At 55.6% G+C, this 22017-nt stretch carries 18 protein-coding genes; 8 read left to right on the top strand and 10 right to left on the bottom strand.

All coding sequences use genetic code 11. The features are described 5' to 3' along the window. The first annotated feature begins 183 nt into the window (after positions 1 to 183). The 3 genes from tynA to IMQ56_RS13895 all read left to right on the top strand — a co-directional run bounded on the left by tynA (position 184) and on the right by IMQ56_RS13895 (position 5757). Complete coding sequence (gene tynA / locus IMQ56_RS13905) at positions 184 to 2457, top strand: primary-amine oxidase (RefSeq protein ID WP_047056690.1); 2274 nt, start codon at positions 184 to 186, stop codon at positions 2455 to 2457. A gap of 168 nt (positions 2458 to 2625) precedes the next feature. Next, on the top strand, positions 2626 to 4599 hold the full coding sequence (locus IMQ56_RS13900) for an alkyl sulfatase dimerization domain-containing protein (protein ID WP_023296555.1): 1974 nt from the start codon (positions 2626 to 2628) through the stop codon (positions 4597 to 4599). Positions 4600 to 4650: 51 nt separating this feature from the next. Next, on the top strand, positions 4651 to 5757 hold the full coding sequence (locus IMQ56_RS13895; RefSeq protein WP_196064010.1) for a GGDEF domain-containing protein: 1107 nt from the start codon (positions 4651 to 4653) through the stop codon (positions 5755 to 5757). A 552-nt stretch (positions 5758 to 6309) separates the two neighbouring features. Here the strand turns inward: IMQ56_RS13895 and IMQ56_RS13890 are convergent. Further along, positions 6310 to 7809, bottom strand: coding sequence for an aldehyde dehydrogenase family protein (locus tag IMQ56_RS13890; RefSeq protein WP_032104042.1), 1500 nt, complete (start codon positions 7807 to 7809; stop codon positions 6310 to 6312). Between the two features lie 241 nt (positions 7810 to 8050). On the opposite strand from IMQ56_RS13890, the gene feaR reads away from it, so the two are divergent. After that, the gene (gene feaR / locus IMQ56_RS13885; RefSeq protein ID WP_196064011.1) at positions 8051 to 8959 is read left to right on the top strand and encodes a transcriptional regulator FeaR; all 909 of its coding nucleotides are present in this window, start codon (positions 8051 to 8053) and stop codon (positions 8957 to 8959) included. On the opposite strand, the gene IMQ56_RS13880 is transcribed toward feaR, so the two are convergent. Genes IMQ56_RS13880 through IMQ56_RS13870 form a run of 3 tightly spaced genes read right to left on the bottom strand, consistent with a single transcriptional unit; the run spans position 8960 to position 12112 of the window. Beyond that, positions 8960 to 9277, bottom strand: coding sequence for a YdbL family protein (locus tag IMQ56_RS13880; RefSeq protein ID WP_006808832.1), 318 nt, complete (start codon positions 9275 to 9277; stop codon positions 8960 to 8962). It abuts the gene before it with no gap. A 7-nt stretch (positions 9278 to 9284) separates the two neighbouring features. Continuing rightward, entirely contained in the window at positions 9285 to 9476 is a 192-nt protein-coding gene (locus IMQ56_RS13875; protein ID WP_003857369.1) for a YnbE family lipoprotein, read from the bottom strand. Beyond that, positions 9473 to 12112: a YdbH family protein gene (locus IMQ56_RS13870; protein WP_163296640.1), complete on the bottom strand. Its 2640-nt coding sequence runs from the start codon at positions 12110 to 12112 to the stop codon at positions 9473 to 9475. The genes IMQ56_RS13875 and IMQ56_RS13870 overlap by 4 nt, the downstream gene beginning before the upstream one ends. A 210-nt stretch (positions 12113 to 12322) precedes the next feature. Between IMQ56_RS13870 and IMQ56_RS13865 the strand changes: the two genes are divergently transcribed. After that, positions 12323 to 13312, top strand: a complete 990-nt coding sequence (locus IMQ56_RS13865) for a 2-hydroxyacid dehydrogenase (RefSeq protein WP_017384525.1) — start codon at positions 12323 to 12325, stop codon at positions 13310 to 13312. Between the two features lie 178 nt (positions 13313 to 13490). Here the strand turns inward: IMQ56_RS13865 and IMQ56_RS13860 are convergent, their stop codons facing one another. Further along, positions 13491 to 13664 carry an addiction module toxin, GnsA/GnsB family gene (locus IMQ56_RS13860; protein ID WP_074135682.1) on the bottom strand — a complete coding sequence of 58 codons (174 nt, stop codon included), beginning with the start codon at positions 13662 to 13664 and terminating at the stop codon, positions 13491 to 13493. Positions 13665 to 13969: 305 nt separating this feature from the next. After that, entirely contained in the window at positions 13970 to 14248 is a 279-nt protein-coding gene (locus IMQ56_RS13855) for a DUF1471 domain-containing protein (protein ID WP_003857380.1), read from the bottom strand. Positions 14249 to 14475: 227 nt separating this feature from the next. Here IMQ56_RS13855 and IMQ56_RS13850 point away from each other — a divergent pair, with 227 nt between their 5' ends. Next, positions 14476 to 15066, top strand: coding sequence for a DUF4142 domain-containing protein (locus IMQ56_RS13850; RefSeq protein ID WP_017694065.1), 591 nt, complete (start codon positions 14476 to 14478; stop codon positions 15064 to 15066). A gap of 77 nt (positions 15067 to 15143) precedes the next feature. On the opposite strand, the gene IMQ56_RS13845 is transcribed toward IMQ56_RS13850, so the two are convergent. Continuing rightward, a complete protein-coding gene (locus IMQ56_RS13845) occupies positions 15144 to 17240 on the bottom strand; it encodes a pyrroloquinoline quinone-dependent dehydrogenase (RefSeq protein WP_047062778.1) in 2097 nt (698 codons plus the stop codon). 10 nt (positions 17241 to 17250) lie between these two features. Further along, a complete protein-coding gene (locus tag IMQ56_RS13840) occupies positions 17251 to 17616 on the bottom strand; it encodes a hypothetical protein (protein ID WP_047062776.1) in 366 nt (121 codons plus the stop codon). 632 nt (positions 17617 to 18248) lie between these two features. Here IMQ56_RS13840 and IMQ56_RS13835 point away from each other — a divergent pair. Then, complete coding sequence (locus IMQ56_RS13835) at positions 18249 to 19511, top strand: amino acid permease (protein ID WP_017384529.1); 1263 nt, start codon at positions 18249 to 18251, stop codon at positions 19509 to 19511. Between the two features lie 87 nt (positions 19512 to 19598). Next, positions 19599 to 19838: a DinI family protein gene (locus IMQ56_RS13830; RefSeq protein ID WP_003857390.1), complete on the top strand. Its 240-nt coding sequence runs from the start codon at positions 19599 to 19601 to the stop codon at positions 19836 to 19838. Between the two features lie 320 nt (positions 19839 to 20158). On the opposite strand, the gene IMQ56_RS13825 is transcribed toward IMQ56_RS13830, so the two are convergent. Both IMQ56_RS13825 and IMQ56_RS13820 read right to left on the bottom strand, forming a co-directional pair. After that, entirely contained in the window at positions 20159 to 20905 is a 747-nt protein-coding gene (locus IMQ56_RS13825) for an ABC transporter permease subunit (RefSeq protein ID WP_017384530.1), read from the bottom strand. Between the two features lie 14 nt (positions 20906 to 20919). Then, positions 20920 to 21834: an extracellular solute-binding protein gene (locus IMQ56_RS13820; RefSeq protein ID WP_032104051.1), complete on the bottom strand. Its 915-nt coding sequence runs from the start codon at positions 21832 to 21834 to the stop codon at positions 20920 to 20922. Positions 21835 to 22017 lie beyond the last annotated feature (183 nt).

The raw sequence follows: 22017 nt of genomic DNA, 5'->3' as shown, positions 1-22017 counted from the left end.
TTGCCGGGTGTCGCTCCGCTTACCCGGCCTACAACTACCTGACCGGGGTGTGATATCCCCCGGTCTTTTTTTAACCTGGCAAGACTGACAAACAACCTGGCAGATGCAGGCAAACGCTTTTCGTGCGCGCCTGTCAGGATAAGGCTGACACAACACAATAAACACAACAAGATGAGGTCTGCGATGGGAAGCAATTCTTCTTTTTCTGCCCGTAGAACGGCACTGGCCATGGCCGTTGCGCTCTGTTGCGCCTGGCAATCCCCTGTTTACGCTCACGGCAGCGAGGCGCATATGGTCCCGATGGACAAAACGCTTCAGGCGTTTGGCGCGGACGTGCAGTGGGATGATTACGCCCAGATGTTCACCATCGTCAAAGACGGTGCCTTTGTGAAGGTCAAACCCGGCGCAAATACCGCCATCGTTAACGGCAAACCGCTGACGCTCCAGGTGCCCGTGGTGATGAAGAACAATAAGGCGTTTATCCCGGAGACCTTTATCAACGATGTTTTTCAGTCCGGTCTTGATCAGACATTCCAGGTTGAAAAAAGCCCCCACCCGTTAAACGCGCTGACGGCTGATGAAATCAACCAGGCCGTAGCCATTGTGAAAGCCTCTGCGGATTTTAAACCCAATACCCGCTTTACCCAGATTGCGCTGGCTGAGCCAGAAAAGGCCAAAGTCTGGGACTTTGTGCTTAACGGCACGGCGGTGGATGCGCCCCGCCAGGCCAATATCATCATGCTTGATGGTAAACACATCATCGAAAGCCGGGTGGATCTGAAGGACAAAAAGATCCTCCGCTGGGAGCCGATCAAAGACGCGCACGGCATGGTGCTGCTGGATGACTTCAATACCGTGCAGCAGATCATCAATGAAAGCCCGGAGTTTGCCGCCGTGCTGAAAAAGCGCGGCATTACCGACCCGAAGAAAGTGATCACCACTCCGCTTACCGTCGGCTTTTTTGACGGCAAGGATGGGCTGAAACAGGAAGACCGCCTGCTGAAAGTGATCAGCTATCTCGACGTGGGCGACGGTAACTACTGGGCGCACCCGATCGAAAACCTGGTTGCGGTGGTGGATCTCGAGCAGAAGAAAATCCAGAAGATTGAGGAAGGCCCGGTCGTGCCGGTTCCGCTCACGCCGCGCCCTTATGATGGCCGCGACCGCGTTGAAACTGTGAAAAAACCGCTGGAAATTATCGAGCCGGAAGGCAAGAACTACACCATCACCGGGGATAGGGTGCACTGGCAGAACTGGGATTTTCATCTGAGCCTGGACTCACGCGTCGGCCCGATAATCTCCACCGTGACCTATAACGACAACGGCAAAAAGCGACAGGTGATGTATCAGGGATCGCTCGGCGGCATGATTGTGCCGTACGGCGACCCGGACATCGGCTGGTACTTTAAAGCCTATCTGGACTCCGGCGATTACGGCATGGGTACCCTGACCTCCCCGCTGGTGCGCGGCAAGGATGTTCCGTCTAACGCCGTGATGCTCAACGAAACCATCCCGGATTACACCGGCGCGCCAATGGAGATCCCCAGGGCGATCGCCATTTTCGAGCGTTACGCCGGGCCGGAATATAAGCATCAGGAATTAGGTAAACCCAACGTCAGCACCGAACGCCGCGAGCTGGTGGTGCGCTGGGTCAGCACCGTGGGTAACTACGATTACATCTTCGACTGGGTATTCCACGAAAACGGCACTATCGGCATTGATGCAGGGGCTACGGGCATTGAAGCGGTGAAAGGCGTGCAGACGAAAACCATGCATGATGCCACCGCGAAGGATGACACCCGATACGGAACGCTGATCGACCATAATATTGTCGGTACCACCCACCAGCACATCTACAACTTCCGTCTGGATATGGACGTGGACGGCATCAACAATAAGCTGGTGGCCATGGATCCGGACGTCAAACCGAACACCGCTGGCGGACCGCGCACCAGCACCATGCAGGTTAATCAGTATGATATTGATACCGAAAAGCAGGCGGCACAGAAGTTTGACCCGGGCACCATCCGCCTGCTGAGCAATACCAGCAAAGAGAACCGCATGGGCAACCCGGTCTCGTATCAGATCATCCCTTACGCGGGCGGTACACACCCGGTAGCGTCCGGCGCGAAGTTTGCCCCGGACGAGTGGATTTATCACCGCCTGAGCTTTATGGATAAACAGCTGTGGGTGACGCGTTACCATCCCGACGAGATGTACCCGGAGGGAAAATACCCGAACCGTTCCACGCACGATACCGGCCTCGGCCAGTACAGCAAAGATAACGAGTCGCTGAACGACCAGGATAACGTCATCTGGATGACCACCGGCACCACCCATGTCGCCCGTGCCGAGGAGTGGCCGATAATGCCGACGGAATGGGTGCACACGTTACTCAAGCCGTGGAATTTCTTTGACGAGACGCCAACGCTCGGCAAGAAAAAAGAGCAGAAATAACCCACCGACCGGGCGTAATGCCCGGTTTTTCATCCGCTTACTTGCTGAATTACTCTCCCCGATTATAGTTATTGTTACCTCGCTTAATCCTTTTGCATTTCTTGACACACTTTCACCAGGATTCGAAGTCCCCACAAACAACGTCACAGTTTACTGAGAGGTTTTAGGATGAGAATCAATGAGATCGTCAGGAGTCTCGCGCTGGCGGGATGTTTTATTTCTGCCAGTTCCGCCTGGGCCGCAGAAGCACCTAAGGATGCCACCGCAGCAACGCAACAGGCCAACAACGCACTCTTCAACCAGCTTCCTTTCTCCGATAACACCGATTTTACCAACGCCCACAAAGGGTTTATTGCCCCGCTGCCTCAGGACATTATCAAAGGTGAGCAAGGCAACACCGTCTGGGATCCGCAGCAGTACGCTTTTATCAAAGAAGGCGATAAGGCGCCCGACTCGGTTAACCCGAGCTTATGGCGTCAGTCCCAGCTGATTAACATCAGCGGTCTGTTTGAAGTGACCGAAGGCGTCTACCAGATCCGTAACCTCGACCTGTCAAACATGACCATTATTGAAGGTAAAGAAGGCATTACCGTGGTCGACCCGCTGGTGTCGGCGGAAACGGCCAAAGTCGGGATGGATCTTTACTATAAAAATCGCGGTAATAAGCCTGTGGTCGCCGTTATTTACACCCACAGCCACGTTGACCACTATGGCGGCGTGCGCGGCGTGGTGGATGAAGCAGATGTGAAGTCCGGTAAGGTGAAAATCTACGCGCCCGCCGGATTTATGGAGGCCGCCGTCGCGGAGAATATCATGGCGGGTAACGTCATGAGCCGCCGCGCCAGCTATATGTACGGCAACCTGCTGAAGCCGGATGCGAAGGGCCAGGTCGGCGCGGGTCTCGGCACCACCACCTCCGCCGGGACGGTGACCCTGATCGCCCCGACCAATATCATCGAGAAAGATGGTCAGAAAGAGGTGATCGACGGCCTGACCTATGATTTTATGCTCGCGCCGGGATCGGAAGCGCCTTCTGAGATGCTCTGGTATATCGAAGAGAAAAAGCTGATCGAGTCAGCGGAAGATGTCACCCATACCCTGCACAACACCTACTCCCTGCGCGGCGCGAAAATTCGTGAGCCGTTGCCATGGTCGAAATACATCAACCAGGCGATTGTACGCTGGGGTGATAAAGCCGAAATCATTATGGCGCAGCACCACTGGCCGACATGGGGCAACGACAACGTGGTTAACCTGCTGAAAAGCCAGCGCGACCTGTATCGCTACATCAACGACCAGACCCTGCGCATGGCGAACGAAGGGCTGACCCGTGACGAGATTGCCGCCAACTTCAAACTGCCAAACTCCCTGGCCAATACCTGGGCAAACCGTGGCTATTACGGTTCTGTCAGCCATGACGTTAAAGCGACCTACGTGCTCTATTTAGGCTGGTTTGACGGCAACCCGGCGACCCTGGACGAACTGCCGCCTGAAGAAGCCGCGAAGAAATTTGTGGACTACATGGGCGGTGCGGATGCCATCCTGAGCAAAGCGAAAACCGACTTTGACCAGGGGAACTACCGCTGGGTGGCTCAGGTGGTCAGCAAAGTGGTCTTTGCCGATCCAAATAATCAGGCCGCGCGAAACCTGGAAGCGGATGCGCTGGAGCAGCTGGGTTATCAGGCTGAATCAGGCCCGTGGCGTAACTTCTACCTGACCGGCGCCCAGGAGCTGCGTAACGGCGTGGTGAAAGGACCGACCCCGAACACCGCCAGCCCGGATACCGTGCGCGCGATGACGCCAGAAATGTTCTTTGACTATCTGGCGGTGCACATTAACGGTGAAAAAGCGGCGGATGCAAAATCGGTGTTTAACATCGACCTCGGCAGCGACGGCGGTAAATACAAGCTGGAGCTGGAAAATGGCGTGCTGAACCACACGGCGAACGCCGAAGCGAAAGACGCTGACGCGACCGTGACCCTCAACCGCGATACGCTGAATAAAATCATCCTGAAAGAAGTGACGCTTAAACAGGCGCAGGATAACGGCGATATCAAAGTGACCGGCGATGCCGCAAAACTTGATGCCATGCTCGGTTACATGGATAAATTTGAATTCTGGTTTAACATTGTGACCCCGTAAAGGCAGCACTCGCGGGCGGACGTTCCGCCCGCTCAAGGAAAATTCTCTTCAATGGAAAAAAGACATCCAGCCACACCCGAACCCGCGATATGGCCTACCCGTAAATCAATGGTTGTTCACGGGCTGGCCGTGAACCTGCCGTGGCTCGCCTTTGTGAATGCCAGCTTTGCCCTTATGGTCCTGCTGCGCAATTCGCTGTTCGGCCATATCGATGCCCTCCTGCACATCAGCCCCCCTCTGCGGCAGATGATTGACGCCTCCATGCTGGGCGTGGTGATCCTTTCCGTGGCGCTGGTGATCATGGCCTGGCGCCACATCCGCGGCGTCAGCGCCGTTTTGTTTATGTGCAGCCTGCTGTGGTCGATAAGTTGTTACTGGTTTATCAACGTGTTACAGCTTCCTCATCCCTGGCCTATATTCGTTACCCTGCTGATGGCCGGTATGACCGCGCTCTATTTTCACCCGGTGGCACTGCTCTGCTTCACCGTTCCGCTATGGGTAAGCCTGCCCGTTGCCAGCATGCTGCTGAATCAGGAAATTAATTATCGCTTTGCCGGGCTGTGGGTGGTGTTCACGTTCATTCTCGTGTGCGGGCGCTATATCCTGTTGAGCTGGTTTGAAGAGGCGTGGCGTCGCAACCAGCAGAATCAGCGTTTAATTTCACGGCTGGATGCGCTGGCCCATCAGGATCCGCTGACGAAAACGGCCAACCGCCGGGCGATGGAGCTGGTGCTGGAAAATGCCGTAGAGCAAGGCAAACGCTTCGCGGTGCTGATGCTGGATGTCGATTACTTCAAACTGTATAACGACACCTACGGTCACCAGGCGGGAGATGCCTGTCTCGCACGGGTGGCAGAGGTGCTGAACACTTCGGTGCGCACGCCAGAGGATGTGGTTTCGCGCTACGGTGGCGAGGAGTTTGTGGTGATCCTCTTTGACTGCGAAGAAAGTATTGCTGAGAAAGTCGCCGCGCGGATCCAGGCTGGCCTGCGCACCGCAGCCATTCCACACAGCGCGTCGAAGGTGAGTGAATGTGTGACGGCGAGTATAGGCATTGCAGGCTATTCCGCAGGGCTGGCTGGCCCGGAAATCATCGCCCGCGCCGATGCGGCGCTGTACAGGGCGAAAGAGGCCGGGCGGGATCGGTGGTCGCTGTAAGTTACGCCGGGTGGCGCTGCGCTTACCCGGCCTACAAAACCAACCTTTTCCTTGCTCCCGTAGGCCGGGTAAGGCGTAGCCGCCACCCGGCGTTTTTTTAATACCGCACACACACCGACTTGGTTTCACACCAGCCGTCCAGCCAGTCGGGGCGGAAATCATCGCCCGCGCCGATGCGGCGCTGTACAGGGCAAAGGAGGCCGGGCGGGATCGGTGGTCGCTGTAAGTTACGCCGGGTGGCGCTGCGCTTACCCGGCCTACAAAACCAACCTTTTTCCTCGATCCCGTAGGCCGGGTAAGGCGTAGCCGCCACCCGGCGTTTTTTTTAATACCGCACACACACCGACTTGGTTTCACACCAGCCGTCCAGCCAGTCGGGGCGGAAATCATCGCCCGCGCCGATGCGGCGCTGTACAGGGCGAAGGAGGCCGGGCGGAATCGGTGGTCGCTGTAAGTTACGCCGGGTGGCGCTGCGCTTACCCGGCCTACAAAACCAACCTTTTTCCTCCATCCCGTAGGCCGGGTAAGGCGTAGCCGCCACCCGGCGTTTTTTTAATACCGCACACACACCGACTTGGTTTCACACCAGCCGTCCAGCCAGTCGGGGCCGAAATCGCGCCCGGTGCCGGACTGCTTCATGCCGCCGAACGGCAGGTTGGCGTCTATCAGCGTGTGGCTGTTCACCCACACTGTTCCGGCCTGTAACCTGTCGGTATACGCCAGCGCTTTACTGATGTTCTGCGTCCAGACGCTGGCCGTTAAGCCATATTCAGTGTCGTTCGCCAGCTGAAGCGCCTCTTCCCCATCGGCCACACGAACCAGGTTCACCACCGGCCCGAAGACCTCTTCACGCGTCAGTCGCAGATGATTATCCGGGTTGACCACCAGCGTTGGCGAAACGTAATAGCCTTTGCCGTCTGGCCCCCGGTTCCCGGCGATCAGCTCCGCATTGTGCGCCTTCGCCTCATCCAGGAACGCCTGAACCTTATCGCAGTGGGCGCGCGACACCAGCGGGTTGATAAACGCCTCCGGCGACATGCCCGGCCCGACGCTGAGGGATTTCACGGCCTGTTCAAACCCGCTGACCAGCGTGTCGAACAGCGGAGCCTCAATATAAATGCGCGAGCTGGCCGCGCAGACCTGCCCCTGGTTCAGGAAGCTGCCGGTCATCAGCCCTTCAATCACCCACGCCGGGTCGGCATCTTTCAGCACGATGGCCGGGTTTTTGCCGCCCAGCTCCAGCGTCACGCCCGTTAGCGTGTCCGCCGCCGCGCGGGCAATCTGCTTGCCCGTCGCCGTCGAACCGGTAAAGCTCACTTTGGCAATGCGCGGGTGCGAGGTCAGCGCCGCGCCACAGACGGCGCCACTGCCGGTCACCACGTTGAACACACCCTCCGGGATCCCCGCCTCGCTCGCCAGTTCCGCCACCCGTAACAGGGTGAGCGGCGTGGTTTCCGACGGTTTGATCACGATGGAGCAACCTGCCGCCAGCGCGGGCATCACTTTCCACATGCCAATCATCAGCGGGAAGTTCCACGGCACAATCCCCGCCACGACTCCCACCGGCTCTTTACGCGTCCACGCCTGATAACGCGCGCCCTGCGGCAGTGGAATCGAGAGATCGAGAGTTTTACCGGCAATTTTGGTGGTCAGCCCTGCCGTGTAGCGCATCCAGTTCAGGGTGCAGCCCACCTCGAAGGCGCGGGAAATGTTAATCGATTTCCCCTGCTCCAGGGTTTCGAGCTGTGCCAGCTCTTCGCCATGCTGTTCCACCAGATCCGCAAACCGCAGCAGGATGCGTTCCCGCTCTGCCGGCAGCCGTCCGGCCCAGCTTCGGGCGACAAAGGCGCGCCAGCCAGACATCACCGCACGATCGACATCATCGACGCTGGCATCGGCGGTGGTGGCGATAACCTCTCCGGTCGCCGGGTTGTAGACGTTCAGACGCTTTTCGCTATCGGATGCCGCCTGACGCCCTTCGATCCACAGGCCGTGCTGGCGATCTAAAAACTGCTGCACGCCCGGCAGGATGGCGACGTGTGATTCGGACATAGGATACTCCTTCGTTATGCTTCGCAGGGTGTGTATGCAGTCTAAGAGGGGATTCGCATTCCTGCTTTTGTCTGTGTGACATTCGCTTTGCCAGCTGTGACAGGGTCCGCAAATCGTGATAATTCCCGCTTATATCGCTGTAACCGTTGAGTGTTCTTTCCTATAGTCAGCCTCGTAGCCCTGACAAAATGCAACATAAATGCAACAATGCGAAAACAGTGACGGTGCAGCGAGAACATCAATGGCGTGTGCAAGCGAACAGGACATTTTTCAGCAGTGGCTGGCGCAAATTAACCAGGTTTGTGGGCGCTTTGCGGCACGTCCGTTAGAGGGGGCGTTTCTCGGCGAGCTGGAAACCAGCTACACCCAAAGTCTGAAGCTGAGCACGGTGACCGCCGCAGGCGTTAACCTGTTTCGCACCCGTCAGGAGATCAAAAACGGCAACGACGCCTGGTTCTACACCGTGTTTCAGCTGGAAGGCAGCGCCGGAATCGAACAGGACGACCAGCGCGCGATGCTGAAAGCCGGGGATATCACGCTGATTGACGCCTCCCGCCCGTGCTCCATTTACTGGCAGGAGCGTTCCCGCCAGATTTCGCTCCTGCTCCCGCGACAAATCATTGAGCAACACGCGCGTTTTCAGGAAGTGAGGTGCGCGCTGCCCCTCTCCCGCAGTCTGCCTACCGTACAGCTGAGCTACCGACTGCTACAGGAGAGCATGGGCAATGCCGATCTCAGCGCCAGTGAAAGCGAAGCGGCGCTTGAGGCGATGGTGTGTCTGCTGCGTCCGGCCTTCCAGCAGCATGACGAGGTGCTGCCGCGCAAGGAGCGTCAGTTCCGCCACGTTTTGTCCCTGATTGATGATCATATTCAGTCGGAGGCGTTAAGACCGGAGTGGATAGCCTCAGAGAGCGGCATGTCCGTGCGTAGCTTGTACCGCATGTTTGCCGGGAAAGGGCTGGTGGTAGCGCAGTATATTAAGAACCGTCGCCTCGATTTATGCGCTCAGGCGCTGCGTTCCATCAGCGATGACGAAAAGCTGGCGGGGATTGGCTACAGCTGGGGTTTCACCGACCATAGCCATTTTTCCACCGCCTTTAAGCAGCGTTTCGGGGTTTCGCCGGGCGAATACCGCAGGCGTTATCGCTAGCTATTTTTTCAGCCACTTGCCGTTAATTCCCTTCACGTACTCACCCGGCTGCGCGCGGGCCACCAGCTTTTGTCCCGCCATTTTCGCCACCTCGTCGACGGGTAAATTATTACTGTCAGCCAGCTGCTGGTAACTTTCCGTGCGTGCGGCGTTGATACGGTTCACCAGCGCCAGGGTTTCAGCGTCGTGCTGAACGGGCGCAAGATAGCCGCTCAGGGTTTCCCCTACGCGCCCCTGGGCACGCGCATCGTTGAGCGTAAGCGTGGCGGCGTGAACGTTCATCCCCAGCGCCAGTAACATCAGAGCTAATCGTTTCATGACATCCTCAGAACAGATCGCTGCGGGATTTCAGCAGGGCTTCAACGTCTTTATCCACCTTGATATGGATTTCATGCTCGATTTTCACGTTCATGTTGATGGTGATCGGCTCTTTGGGCGCCGCCACTTCAATGCGCGGCGTGCAGCCTGACAGCAGCGCGACGACGGCCACGGTGAGTACACCAGCCCTCTTTTTCATTGTTGTTCCTCACTTTCCTTGCCTGTCGAACCGCGGAGAAGGGGTATCGCCGCATGTTGCTCAAACCATGTTTGCAGATTGTCCCCAAAGCGCAGGCTGCGCCAGAGGGTAAAAATGTTCTCTTCATGGGTGTAATTCAGGTTTACGAAACTGCTTTTGCCCTCGACGCGGCTGGTGCCTTTAATGGCCGCCTGCATGGTTAACACACCCAGATTATCCACATTGAGTTTTGTCCACGACTGCGAAATTTCCATATAGCGGAGCCAGTTGATCGCCGCCCCGGCAACCATGTTGTCTTTCACAATGGCATCCGCCGTGTCCTGGTCGATGCGCAGCGTCATCGGCCCCGGGTTGGTCAGCCAGCCATCTTTAATGATCCATTTTTCATTGTCCAGCCAGAACGGCAGCGCGCCGCTCACCGGGCCGGACATGGCAAACTGCTTCGGATTCACCGCGCTTATCAGTTCGCTGGAGGAAATATTATCCACGCGCAGTAAAGCCGGATCATGCTGCGGCATTCTCAACTGCTGCATGGTGATTTTCCCGCCGAGCGCTTCCACCTTCACGTTGGTGAGCAGGAGCGGGTTCGCTTCGGTCCAGGGATAATCGCCCTGGAGATCCGCGGTGATATTTCGGGCTGTGACCAGGTTTTTCACCTCGTCGATTCGTAACGTTACCGGCCCGCGCGTGCCCAGCGACCAGGTACCCTGGCTTAAGCGGAACGGCAGAACAAAATCCACGCCGTTGATCTCGTTATCCGGCATCCATGCGCTGCCCGCTTTCAGCACCCCGTGCCCCCCGGCCTCAAACCCCTGATCGGGGGCCGCGGAGAAAGCCACCTGCGCGTACATTTCGCCGCCGCGCAGGGTCATTTTCCAGTCTGGCGGGATCAGCGGCTGAAACACCGTAAGAGACTGTTTTGGCCACCAGGCCTGACCGCGAAGGCGTTCGCCGTCCCAGCGTCCATTCACCTGGACCGGGCCGATGTCGTCCGCATGCAGGTTCCCTTTAAACTGGAACACCGTCGGGTCTGTCCCGTCAACGCTGAAGGTCAAAACGGACGGCGGCAGCACGCTTCCGCCTGAAAAGCTTGTTTGCCCGGCGTTAAGCGCGAGCGCGCCGCTAAAGGTGGGGTTATCCGGGTCCCGCGACCAGCGCACCGGGTGATCCAACACCAGGCGCGGCTTGCTGACCAGCATCGTACCGTACTGCAATTTGTCGAACCCCGTGGAAAGATCGGTCAGTTCGATAACGTTGTCGCGCCACTCCCCGGTTCCCCGGACATCCCAGCGCGCGTTCATTGGCGTGAAATTCCCTTTACCCCAGTAGCGCCACTGCCACAAACCGTTGTCCGGTAAAAAGTCGTTAGCCTGGCCGTCCAGATGCAGCTCAAAATCGCCCATTTCGTTTTCATGCGCCCGCAGAATGGCTTGCAGGCGGCCGTCCACGCCCTTCTGCGTGAGCTTCACGCCCGCCAGCGGCCAGCGGATCTCATCGATATCCAGCGAGTCGATGATGCGCCCGCGCGAGCGCAATAAAGCGCCGGGTTCAAACGTAAGCTGCGGATCGTAAAGGCTGCCGGTCAGCATCGCCGGGAGCCTGGCATACAGGATCAGATCGTTTTGCTTGGCTTCCCCGCTCAGGTGCAGCGGCATAGCGCTGTTATCCATACTGAGCGAGCCGGGACCGATATTCAGCACCGCGTTGCCCTTACCCGCATCCCCCTGGGTCAGCACGTTGAGCCGCCCCGTGAAGGTGGCTTTCTCCAGCCCCTGCTGCCAGTTATCCACTTTCAGCCCGACGCGTCCGCTCATTGGCACGCCGGAGGCTAACCAGTTCCAGCGTCCGTCGCTGATGGTCAGCTGCTGAGCGGTGATCTGCCACGGTAAATCGAGCAGCGGCTCGGGGTTGTCCCGCGCCATGACCACCAGCTGGCCCTGATTGTCCTCCCAGTCCAGATCGGCATCGACCAGCGAGGATAACTGTGGCACGTTAAAGGTCGCGACCGTATGCCCTTTCACCGGCACGCCGTCCGGCACCAGCGGCAGGGTAAATTCACCGACCAGCTTCACGGGCTGCGGCTGATCCGGCAGTTGCACATCGAACTGGCTGATGGAAAGGGTCTGGCCGCGCAACTGCCCCTTAATGCTCACCTGCTCGCCGTTATAGGTGATGTCCTGGCGGGCTGGCGTCAGAGAAGCTTGCAGTTCACCCTCCCACTGCTGCCAGGGAGAAAGGGTAAAGCGATGGATGGTCAGCCAGGTGTTGGGCAGGATGGCCTGCCACTGCGCCAGCGTTTTCGGCGCCACCGTAGATGGCGCCGATTGCGGTAATTTGCTCAGGCAGACAGAGTTAAGTTCAAGTGCGCCAATATCCAGATCCCAGCGGCTGGGGTGTGACAGAGTCACGTTTTCCACGCGGGCAATTTCACACTCTTCTACCAGATAGCGGAGATCGGGGATGATCAGGGCGTGACGCGTGAGCCGTGGGCTTTTTTCAAACGCGATGCGCGTTCCGACGGGGAGCCAGATCCCGGCGAGCGTGGGTACCCACTGGGCGAGCGTCATCAGCAGCGTCAGCGGCACAAGAAATAGCAGCAGTAATAGCGCGATTGCGGCTTTGTATTTACCCTTCATGGGCAGTTAATATCCTGATTTTGCGAAAAAAATAAGCCGTTCTTGCCGCTCATTGTCGCATGTTTAGCCAGTCAGTTGAAGGTAATGCCATTTTTAAGAGTAGATGCTCTACAATAATTCATAGAACTTATTGATTTCAATGAATTTTGAAAAATTGTAAGATAATTTTAAACATGCTAACGTGGTTCCAAAATCACTGGAGAAAGTCTTATGAAACTCGCGGTATATAGCACAAAGCAGTACGACAAAAAGTATCTGCAACATGTTAACGAGACGTACGGTTTCGATCTTGAATTTTTCGACTTTCTGCTAACTGAAAAGACGGCTAAAACCGCCCACGGCTGCGAAGGCGTGTGTATCTTCGTTAACGACGACGGTAGCCGACCGGTGCTGGAAGAGTTGAAAAAACAGGGCGTGAAATACATTGCCCTGCGCTGCGCGGGCTTTAACAACGTCGATCTCGATGCCGCCAAAGAGCTGGGTCTGAAGGTCGTTCGCGTCCCGGCCTATTCTCCGGAAGCCGTGGCAGAACATGCGGTCGGGATGATGATGTCGCTCAACCGTCGTATTCACCGTGCCTATCAGCGAACCCGTGATGCTAACTTCTCTCTGGAAGGGCTGACCGGCTTTACCATGTACGGTAAAACCGCAGGCGTCATCGGTACCGGCAAAATTGGCGTGGCCGCCCTTCGCATCCTGAAAGGATTTGGCATGCGCCTGCTGGCGTTTGATCCGTACCCAAGCGCCGCTGCGCTGGAGCTGGGCGTGGAGTATGTCGATTTGAAAACGCTCTTCTCGCAGTCTGACGTTATCTCCCTGCACTGTCCGCTGACCCCGGAGAACTATCATCTGCTTAACCAGTCGGCGTTCGACCAGATGAAAGACGGCGTGATGATCATCAATACCAGCCGCGGCGGGCTGATCGACTCTCAGGCGGCTATCGAAGCGTTGAAAACGCAAAAAATCGGCGCGTTGGGTATGGATGTGTATGAGAACGAACGCGATCTGTTCTTTGAGGATAAATCTAATGACGTGATCCAGGACGACGTGTTCCGTCGCCTGTCTGCCTGTCACAACGTGTTGTTCACCGGACACCAGGCGTTCCTGACCGCCGAAGCGCTGATCAGCATTTCGGAAACCACGCTGGGGAATTTGCGTCAACTCGAAAAGGGAGAAGCGTGCCCGAACGCGATAGTGTAAGCCTGGTAACCCGGGTGGCGGCTACGCCCTGCCCGGCCTGTGGATTGCGTTAATTGTAGGCCCGGTAAGCGCAGCGTCACCGGGCTTTTTGGCTTCAATCCTGCCACGCGCAGGATAGTCTTAGCTGACGTTTGCCGTTCTGATTTATCCAGTGTCCCGAAACAGGTAATAATTTCGCTTAAATAAGTTTGATTTTTACCTCATACCCCTCGAGGCCTGTCATGGCTTCACGAGCGATAAACTCAATTTCAGACACTTCCTGCCCTGTTTTTTTACGTAACTCTGAAATTTTTTTGGTTATAAGCGCTGAAATTTCTTCTTCTGCCTTGTGCGTCAGTGCGTCAACGTTCATGTTTACCTCTTGCAACCGTTTACTGTTTCCATTCTCCAGCAGGCGACAGCTAACGATTAACTGCCTTTCACCATAACTGTATGTAAAGAGTAGACTATCTGTGTAACGTATGCTGCCGTCGCATTTAAATATGCATTTAGATTGCATTATTTAAACAAGGTGTTATTGTCCCAAAGCCTTAGAGCACAAAATAGATAAATATAAGAAAAGCTTTGACTCACACTCGCCCCGCATCAGGGGCATTTTTTTGGCTGTCTGTAAGCAAAAAACCCGCCAGAAGCGGGTTTTTGTGTTATTTGAGAAAATTATTTAAAGACTTCTGCGACGGCCTGGAAGTTAGGGCCATGCTCGCGGGCAGCGATGATGACGTAGTATTTCCCGCCCTTCTCGTCTGCCAGTTTTGAGAGTTTTTGATGAAGATCTGAAGGTGAAGAAATTTGTCCACCTGAAGCCCCTACAGATACATTACCAAGGTATTCAAGCTTGAAGTGGTGCGCTTCATCCTTGGAAATCATATCTGCCGCAGATGCGCCGAAGCTTGCTACTGTTAAAGCCAATACACTCCCTAATAGTGCTTTTTTCATATCATTCCTCCTGTTGATGAATCTATATATTTAACATTAGCAGCAAATATGTAAATGATCCGTATCAATATTGTAGAAGGATTGAGCATCACGACCAGCCATCACTGACCTGAACAGCGGGTACAGCAGGTTCATCTACTATACTGACCTGTGCAGTCGCCATTTATCTGCCGGTTGCGCCTGAAGCAATTGAAACTTACCTGTACCATGACCATCAGGAGAACAATATGCACACGAGTAAAACCCTGAAAAGGCTGCTAGCCGTATCAGCAGTTGCAGCAATGTTCAGCACCGTTGGCGTACAAGCCCAGACAACCAGCGCCGCGCAAACTCAAACTGCGGGCCAGGCTCAACCGGACGCCAGACTCAGCTCCGGCGACGAGAAAGCATTGAAGGACATGGCGCAGGCCAATATCAACGAAGTTGCCGCCGCCAGGCTCGCCCTCGACAAGGCCCAAACCAGTGAAGTGAAAACATTCGCCCAGAAAATGGTCGACGATCACGGCGCCGCGCTGACCAAAGTCAAGACCGTTGCCCAGAAAAAGGGCGTGGAGCTGCCGACCGAACCAGACGCCGCGCATAAAGCCCTGAACTCAAGGCTGGAAAACCAGCGCGGTGACGCTTTTGACAAAATGTATATGGAATATGCTGGCGTGAAGGACCACGAGAAGGTGCTGTCGAAGCTTAAAAGCGACGCCAGTAAAATCGACGATCCAGATGTGAAGGCTCTGGCCAACGAGCACACTCCGGTCGTTGAGCAGCATCTGAAGTCCGCCGAGCAGATGTCAACGCGTGCTGGCGCATCAGCCGATAAATAACGCGTCGGTAAAACGACTGCTACTGCAAAATAAAGTGGGGCCCGCAGGCCCCACGCTTATTTCCCCTTCCTGATGAATTATTCCGGCAAGGCGTAGACCACCACCTGATCGCCCACCTGATCCTTCAGGATCGTATTCCCGCCTGCCACGAAGGCCACATACTGGCGACCTTTATATTCATAAACAGACGGGTTCGCTACCGCCGGAGCTTCGGCCTGATCGGACCACAGCTCTTCACCGCTCTCGACCGAGTAGGCACGCACTTTGGCATCCATTGAGGCACCGATGAAGATCACGCCGCCCGCCGTCACTGCCGGACCGCCAATGGTAGGTGAACCCCAGCTTTCCGGCATGAAGAAGCCATACTGCTGGGAGGCGCCAACCGGACGACGCCATTTCACATCGCCCGTGTGCATGTCCAGCGCCACGATTTCACCAAACGGCGGTTGCCAGCACGGCATGCCAAGCCAGTTGCTCGCCACCAGCAGACGCATACCGTACGGGGCGCCTTCCTGTGGGGCAAAGCCGCTTTCGTTGCCGGAGTCTTTGTCTGCGTTATCGTAATCCTCACGGCTGTACAGCTTCACGTACTGGACGATATGCGAGGTGTTGACGATGGCGATCTGTTTTTGCGGATCGAACGCCACCCCACCCCACTGGACGCCGCCGGCGCTATCGGGATAGGTGAGCGTGCCTTCGCCTTTGGTGGTCGGCGGGGTATACATTCCTTCATAGGTCAGGTTATCCCACAGACGGGAGCACTGGCCGCCACCGACGATATCCGCCAGCTTCCAGATTTCCGGTTTTTTCGACTGGTCGAGCAGCGGCGCGGGTTTGGTCGGGAATGGCTGCGTGGGCGAGAGAACTTCGCCCTGAACCGACCCATCACCCTGCGGAACCGGACGTTCTTCGATTGGCCATACGTCCTCCCCCGTCAGGCGGTTAACCACAAACAGGAAACCCTGCTTGGTGGCCTGCACCAGCGCCGGGATCTGCTTGCCGTCTACGGTGATGTCCATCAGCGTCGGGGCGGAGTTGATATCGTAATCCCAGACGTCGTGGTGTACCCACTGACGTGACCAGACCACTTTACCGGTGTTGATGTCCAGGGCGGTGGTCGAGGTGCCAAGCGGAATAGCGTCCACGCGGTTGCCGCCCCAATAGTTGGGAGACGGCGATGAGACCGGGAGATAGACCAGCCCGTTGGCCTCATCGGCGGACATGTGCGTCCAGACGTTGGCAGTACCGGTACGCTTGCGGATCTCTGCCGGGATCGCCTCAAAGGTCCACTCAAGCTTACCGGTCTGGGCGTTGACTGAAAATACGGTGCCCGGAGGGGCTTCGGCATAGGCCCAGTCCTTCCCGGCCCAGCCCACCAGCAGATGGTTGCCGACAACGGTTGGCGGTTGCAGGACAGAGAGCGGATACTTCGCGTTAACGGTATTCCACTGGTTCAAATCCAGCACGCCGTTGTTCGCAAAGCCGCTGCACGGTTTGCCTGAATCGGCGTCCAGCGCAAAGAGCTTGCCGTCAACGGTGCCCATATAGACCATCTTCTGGCATGCCTCACCTGTCACCGGATTTTTGGCCTGCCAGTAGGAAACGCCGCGATTTTTCAGCACCGGCTGGGTCAGCGCCTTGCGCGACGATTTGGTGTCATAGTGCCACTTCTCTTTACCCGTCCCCGGATCCAGCGCAATCAGGCGATCGAATGGCGTGCCGATATAGAGCGTATCGTTGGCGAAAATGGGCGTTGCGGACCAGACGGTAGCTGGCGTATCGCCTTTACCATCCGAGACGTCGCCGGTATGGAACTCCCAGACTTTCGTTAATTTCCCGACGTTATCCGCCGTAATTTGGGTCAGGGGACTGTATTTCTGCGCGTTAAGCTGGCCGTGGAAGCTGTCCCAGGTGGCGGTGCCGGGCACCAGCGGCGTCGCTGGCTGGCTGGCCGAGGCGACTCTCTTTCCATCACCGCTGCCGGTTGAGGCATCGTCGGTGGTTTTTGTGGTTCCGGGCGCCTGCTGATCGGCCGCATCAATGTTCAGTGATTCCTGTGTCCCCTGCGAGGCTTCAGCGGCCTTATCCTGCGCCTGTAGCGCGAGCGGAGCGACCAGCAGCGCCAGCGCCGTCATGCTGACTTTTATGAAGGGATAATGCTTATCGTTGTGCACGGGCGGCTCCTCAGCTTCTGACGGGATGGTTGTAACGAGCGGAATGGCTGCTCAGCATAATCAGACCAATCAGGCCGACCACCATGGCTGCCGTTATGATGAACTGGTGCAGCAGCGCGGCGGCGAAAGCAATACCCGCCAACACCACCAGGGTGACAATAATCAGAAAAACGCGCGCCCCGCGACGCGATGCCGCACGTAACATAAAGGTCAGGATCGCCAGCACTACGCTGGCAATGACCACGCCCAGTGCGCCAATGGTGCCAGTGACGCCGGTAAGCGGCGTCCACCAGGCGTATAGCGCCACCGCGAAGGCTATTATCGCGGTCAGCAGCAGCAAAATGCTACCGACCCGCGAGGATTGAGAATGCAACATACCAGGAAACCCCCTCTAAAATGCAAAATTGACCATTATTAAGGCGTTTTCGTGAATATATACCCCTGCTGCCCGCCGCTATTAAGGGAACGCGACGTGTGGAGCGGCGGCATATTTCACTAAACGTAACTGAGTATAGAAGAGGATTTTCTTATGGGGCGTTTAATAGCAGGCATACGACGTCCTGAACCCCTTCGCCACCATAAAGAGAGCGTTATGTTACAAGACGGTTCGAAAGCTACGAGCGGGTTACGCGATTGTCTACATTCTGTTTTTTAATTTCAGGCATAACGGGATAATTTCACGCCCAATAAAATAATTAAATAAGCCCCCCTTCAATATGATGGCGCCTTATGGTACTTAATAAAACAGGGTGTTTATTCTTTAATTAACAGACGTGCAGGCAGGGAAAGTCAGTCGTTATTTGTCCGTTAATTTAACAAATCCCTTTCTTAATTAACCGCCTGTTAAAGCATCGTCAAAGAATAACGATAGTTATTGCAGGCATACACATAAGGTTTTCGGTATGCAACATCAAACCCCTCCCACCCGTGACGTAATGGCGCAGCGACGACTACAGACAGATAAAAACTAAATAAGTCGTCGCCCCTCTAACAACGCGGTAAAATATGATGAATAAAGCCACAACTCTCTCAGCTAATATTACAACACGCTCTAACTGGCACTGGCAGGATAATATCTGGACGCTGGGCCTTTATGGTACAGCCGTCGGAGCGGGAACACTGTTCCTTCCCGTGGAAATCGGCACCCGTGGTCCGGTTATTTTTCTGGTTATGCTCCTGCTGGGGCTGCCGTTATCCCTGATCCCCCATTTACTCCTTTGTCGTGTATATATGCGTGAAGAGAAGACTGAAAACGGCACGTTGCCGATCTTCGGCTCCTTCTTCAGCGGAAGGGGTGAAAAGCTGATCACCCTGTTCTATTGTGTGACCTTCTTCCCGGTAACCCTGGTTTACGGGGTGGCGCTGATTAATGCGCTGAGTAATTTACTGGTGGAGCATCTGCATATTACCGCCCTCAGCCGTGGGCCATTGTCGTTTATCGTGGTTGCTGCGCTGTATGTGGTGCTTAGCAAGGGCCGGGACAGAGTCGTGGCCATTATGAGCGCACTGGCGCTGCCGTTCGCGGCATCTGTACTGCTGATCGCCGTATCACTTATCCCGGGATGGCATCTGTCTAACCTGACCGATACGGCCGCTGAAATGAACGCCACGCCGCTGCCGGTAACGCTGAAAAATATCTGGCTGACGCTGCCGCTTATTACCTTCTCGTTTTGCTGCGCGCCTATGGTCTCCCCGCTGAGCTCTTACTACCGGGAGAGGAAAGCGGAGGGTGAGAAAAAGGCACTGTTCGTGATCCGTATCGCCTACTTAGCTATCTTCGCCAGTATCCTCTTTTTCGTGCTGAGCTGCGTGCTGGGGATCCCCCATGACAACTTTGTGCGAGCGAAGGCGGAAAACCTGAATGTGCTGTCGGTGATGAAGGGAAACGGTGATTTCAGCCTGATTTACCACATTGCCCCGCTCATCGCTATCATCGGTATGACGAAATCCTTCCTCGGCGTAGGTCTGTCGGTCGCACAAACGTTTGGCCAGTTGGCTGCCAGCGTATCCGGCAAAAAGGCCAACGCCAGCAAGCGGCTGGCCTCTCTGGCGCTGTTCCTGCTGACCTATGGCATTGTTTATGCCAATCCGGATGTGCTCAGCCTGATTGAAATGTTCTGCGGACCACTGATCGCGGTGATCCTGTTCCTTATCCCGGCGTACCTCATATACACCCGCCCCTCGCTGGCAGAGCTTCGCGGCGTGACGGTGTTTTTGGTCGTATTGGGGGGGCTGGCAACGCTGTCTGCATTGCTCTGGACAATGCTTTAGTCTGAACGCCGTTTGACTGTACCCATATACAGTAGTATTGTACGTTCAGGCTGAATCACATGCGTAATATCCATAAGGTAAACAATCATGTTTGTGGAACTGGTTTATGACAAGCGAAACGTACAGGGGCTGGAAGGAGCCAGGGAAATCATTCTGGCCGAACTGACAAAACGCGTGCACCGGATTTTTCCTGATGCCAGCGTGACGGTTAAGCCAATGCAAGCGAACGGCCTGAACAGCGACGCCAGCAAAAGCGACCGTGAAAAGCTCAACCGCATGCTTGAGGAGATGTTCGAAGAGTCGGACATGTGGTTAATACAAGAGTAACCGGGCGCAAAGCCCGGTTCTGGCTTCGGGAGACAAAGAGCATACAACGTTAACTTTGCGTAATTTCTTCCGCTATCGCGACGTACCGATTTACGCCTCCATGGTTCCCCCAGCATAATCCCACCGATCCGATTGTAAGACATATCCAGCGCGCGCCACATTTTCTTCCTGCCCTGTACTTTCAGTCTGACTGACTGGAGGTTTCTGTGTGTGGCCTTTTATGAAGAATCCGGTTTGGGGTTATTCGAGGTAGCCCGCTGAAAAGGAAACGTGAGCAAGCTCATCCGCTATGAACGAGGAACGGACGATCTAAGGGGTGTTCATTTCCTGGCCATTCGTTTGCCAAGAGCAAAGCAGACCATTGGCAGGGGAAGCGTCACTACCAGCAGCATCCATAGCAAAGTATATACTGTGTCCACCCCGTCATTTTGCAGATTGGTATACAGCTTTACCGGTATACCCTGCGGGAAATAAGCAAAGATCATCACGATCCCGAACTCGCCTACCGCGCGAACCCAGGCGAGTGTTACGGCAGAAGCCAGCCCAGGCAATGCCAGGGGTAATGTAAGAAAACGAAAGCGGTTCCAGGGAGAAGCTCCCAACGTTTGTCCCGCTTCAAGAATATTTTTGGGAACAGTGGCAAACGCCGAACGCGACACCACGATAAAATAAGGCAAAGCGCCGTAAACCTGAGCCAGCACAAACGCCGCCGGATTATTTACCAGCGTAGCTCCCAACAGTGAAAGCCAGCGGCCAATCACGCCATAAGGCCCGAAAGCCGAAACCAGCAAAATTCCCATTGCCAGCGGTGGCGTCAGCAGAGGGATCATCACCAGCAGTTCACCGATCAATCGTTTTCGACCCGTGGCTTGTGACAGCCACCATGCCACCGGCATGCCGATAAGAATGATAATTCCGAGCGCCAGCACACCCAGTCCCATTGAGACGGCAATGGCGCTGTCGTCGCGCCAGGCCAGCTTCAGATGATGCCAGGGCGTGACGCTAATCAGCGTGATAAAGGGGATACTTAACAGCAGGATAGCGGGCAGAGATAACCACCCCGCCACCCAGCCCGGTTTTCTTAGCGGGCGTATAAGCTGTCTCCTTTAGGTTCGGCGTAGCCAAACGCTTTGAACAATTTCTGCCCCTCGGCGCTTTGCATGAACGATACGAACTTTTGTCCCTGTTCTACACCATTCGGCGCGTTTTTCAGCACCGCCGCATAGAACACCATTGGTTGAGTGTGCAGAATTTGATCCTGGCCTTTGCTGTCTTTAATGGTAAAACTGACGGTGTCATACCACTGTTTCGTCATCGCCGGGTTGCTGAGGTTTATTTCATCCGGCAGCGCGACATACGGCAAATGCGCTGAGCGAACTTCACTCTCGTATCCCGCTGCTGCATCCACCTGACCGCTTTCCAGACGCGCCAGCAGCCCTCCTTCCTGATGAGTCTGCTGTGGGTTTTGCAGCGAGCCTAAAATTTTATCGGTGATGCCCGGCATGTTGTAATACTTTTCCGCCAGCATCAGGCTAAACACAATATTCTGGCCTTTTGGGTCGACATAAGGATCGGTGCGGCCAAATAAGACATCTTTCTGCGTCAGCAGAGTCAGCCACGAGCCGTCTTTCTTTCTGTTGGCCTGTTCAAACTGCGCTGCATGTTTACCCTCAGGACTGTAAGCGACCACCATGCTGGTACTGGCGACAGGGACCGCCTCATCTATCAGCCCGGCGTCTTTGAGAATTTGCATCGGCCCCGGGGTGATGGAGACAAACACATCAGCCTCAATTTTGTGGCTTGCAAGCAGGCGTGCCATCCCGTATGCACCCTGACCCTGCCCCTGATAGCCGTCGTTATTTGCTCTGGAAAAAGCCGGACCTAACCCCTGGTCCATTACTTTGCCCATGGAACCGGCATAAGTCACCCTGATATCCTTTGCCAGCGCCATGGATGGCATTTGCAGCAGCGCAACCGCCACCAGCACAACCTGCATTCGTTTCCTGGCCATAAACACCCTCTCGTTATATATTCTTTTATATATCGAATTTTCCAGAAAAATCACCGCAATGACAACCTCCTCAAGCGCGCCGTTGATGCAAGGTTGAATAAAAGGAAATCGGTCTGGGTGGTGCATGGTCGACTTAGTCAGATGTTGTCATCCAATTGTGGGCAATTG

It is taken from the genome of Enterobacter sp. Res13-Sevr-PEC09-46, from assembly GCF_015672585.1.
In the GTDB taxonomy this organism is placed as follows: Bacteria; Pseudomonadota; Gammaproteobacteria; order Enterobacterales; family Enterobacteriaceae; genus Enterobacter; species Enterobacter hormaechei_C.
Note: the sequence above shows the minus strand (reverse complement) of the source record. Positions and strands in the feature narration are given on the sequence as shown.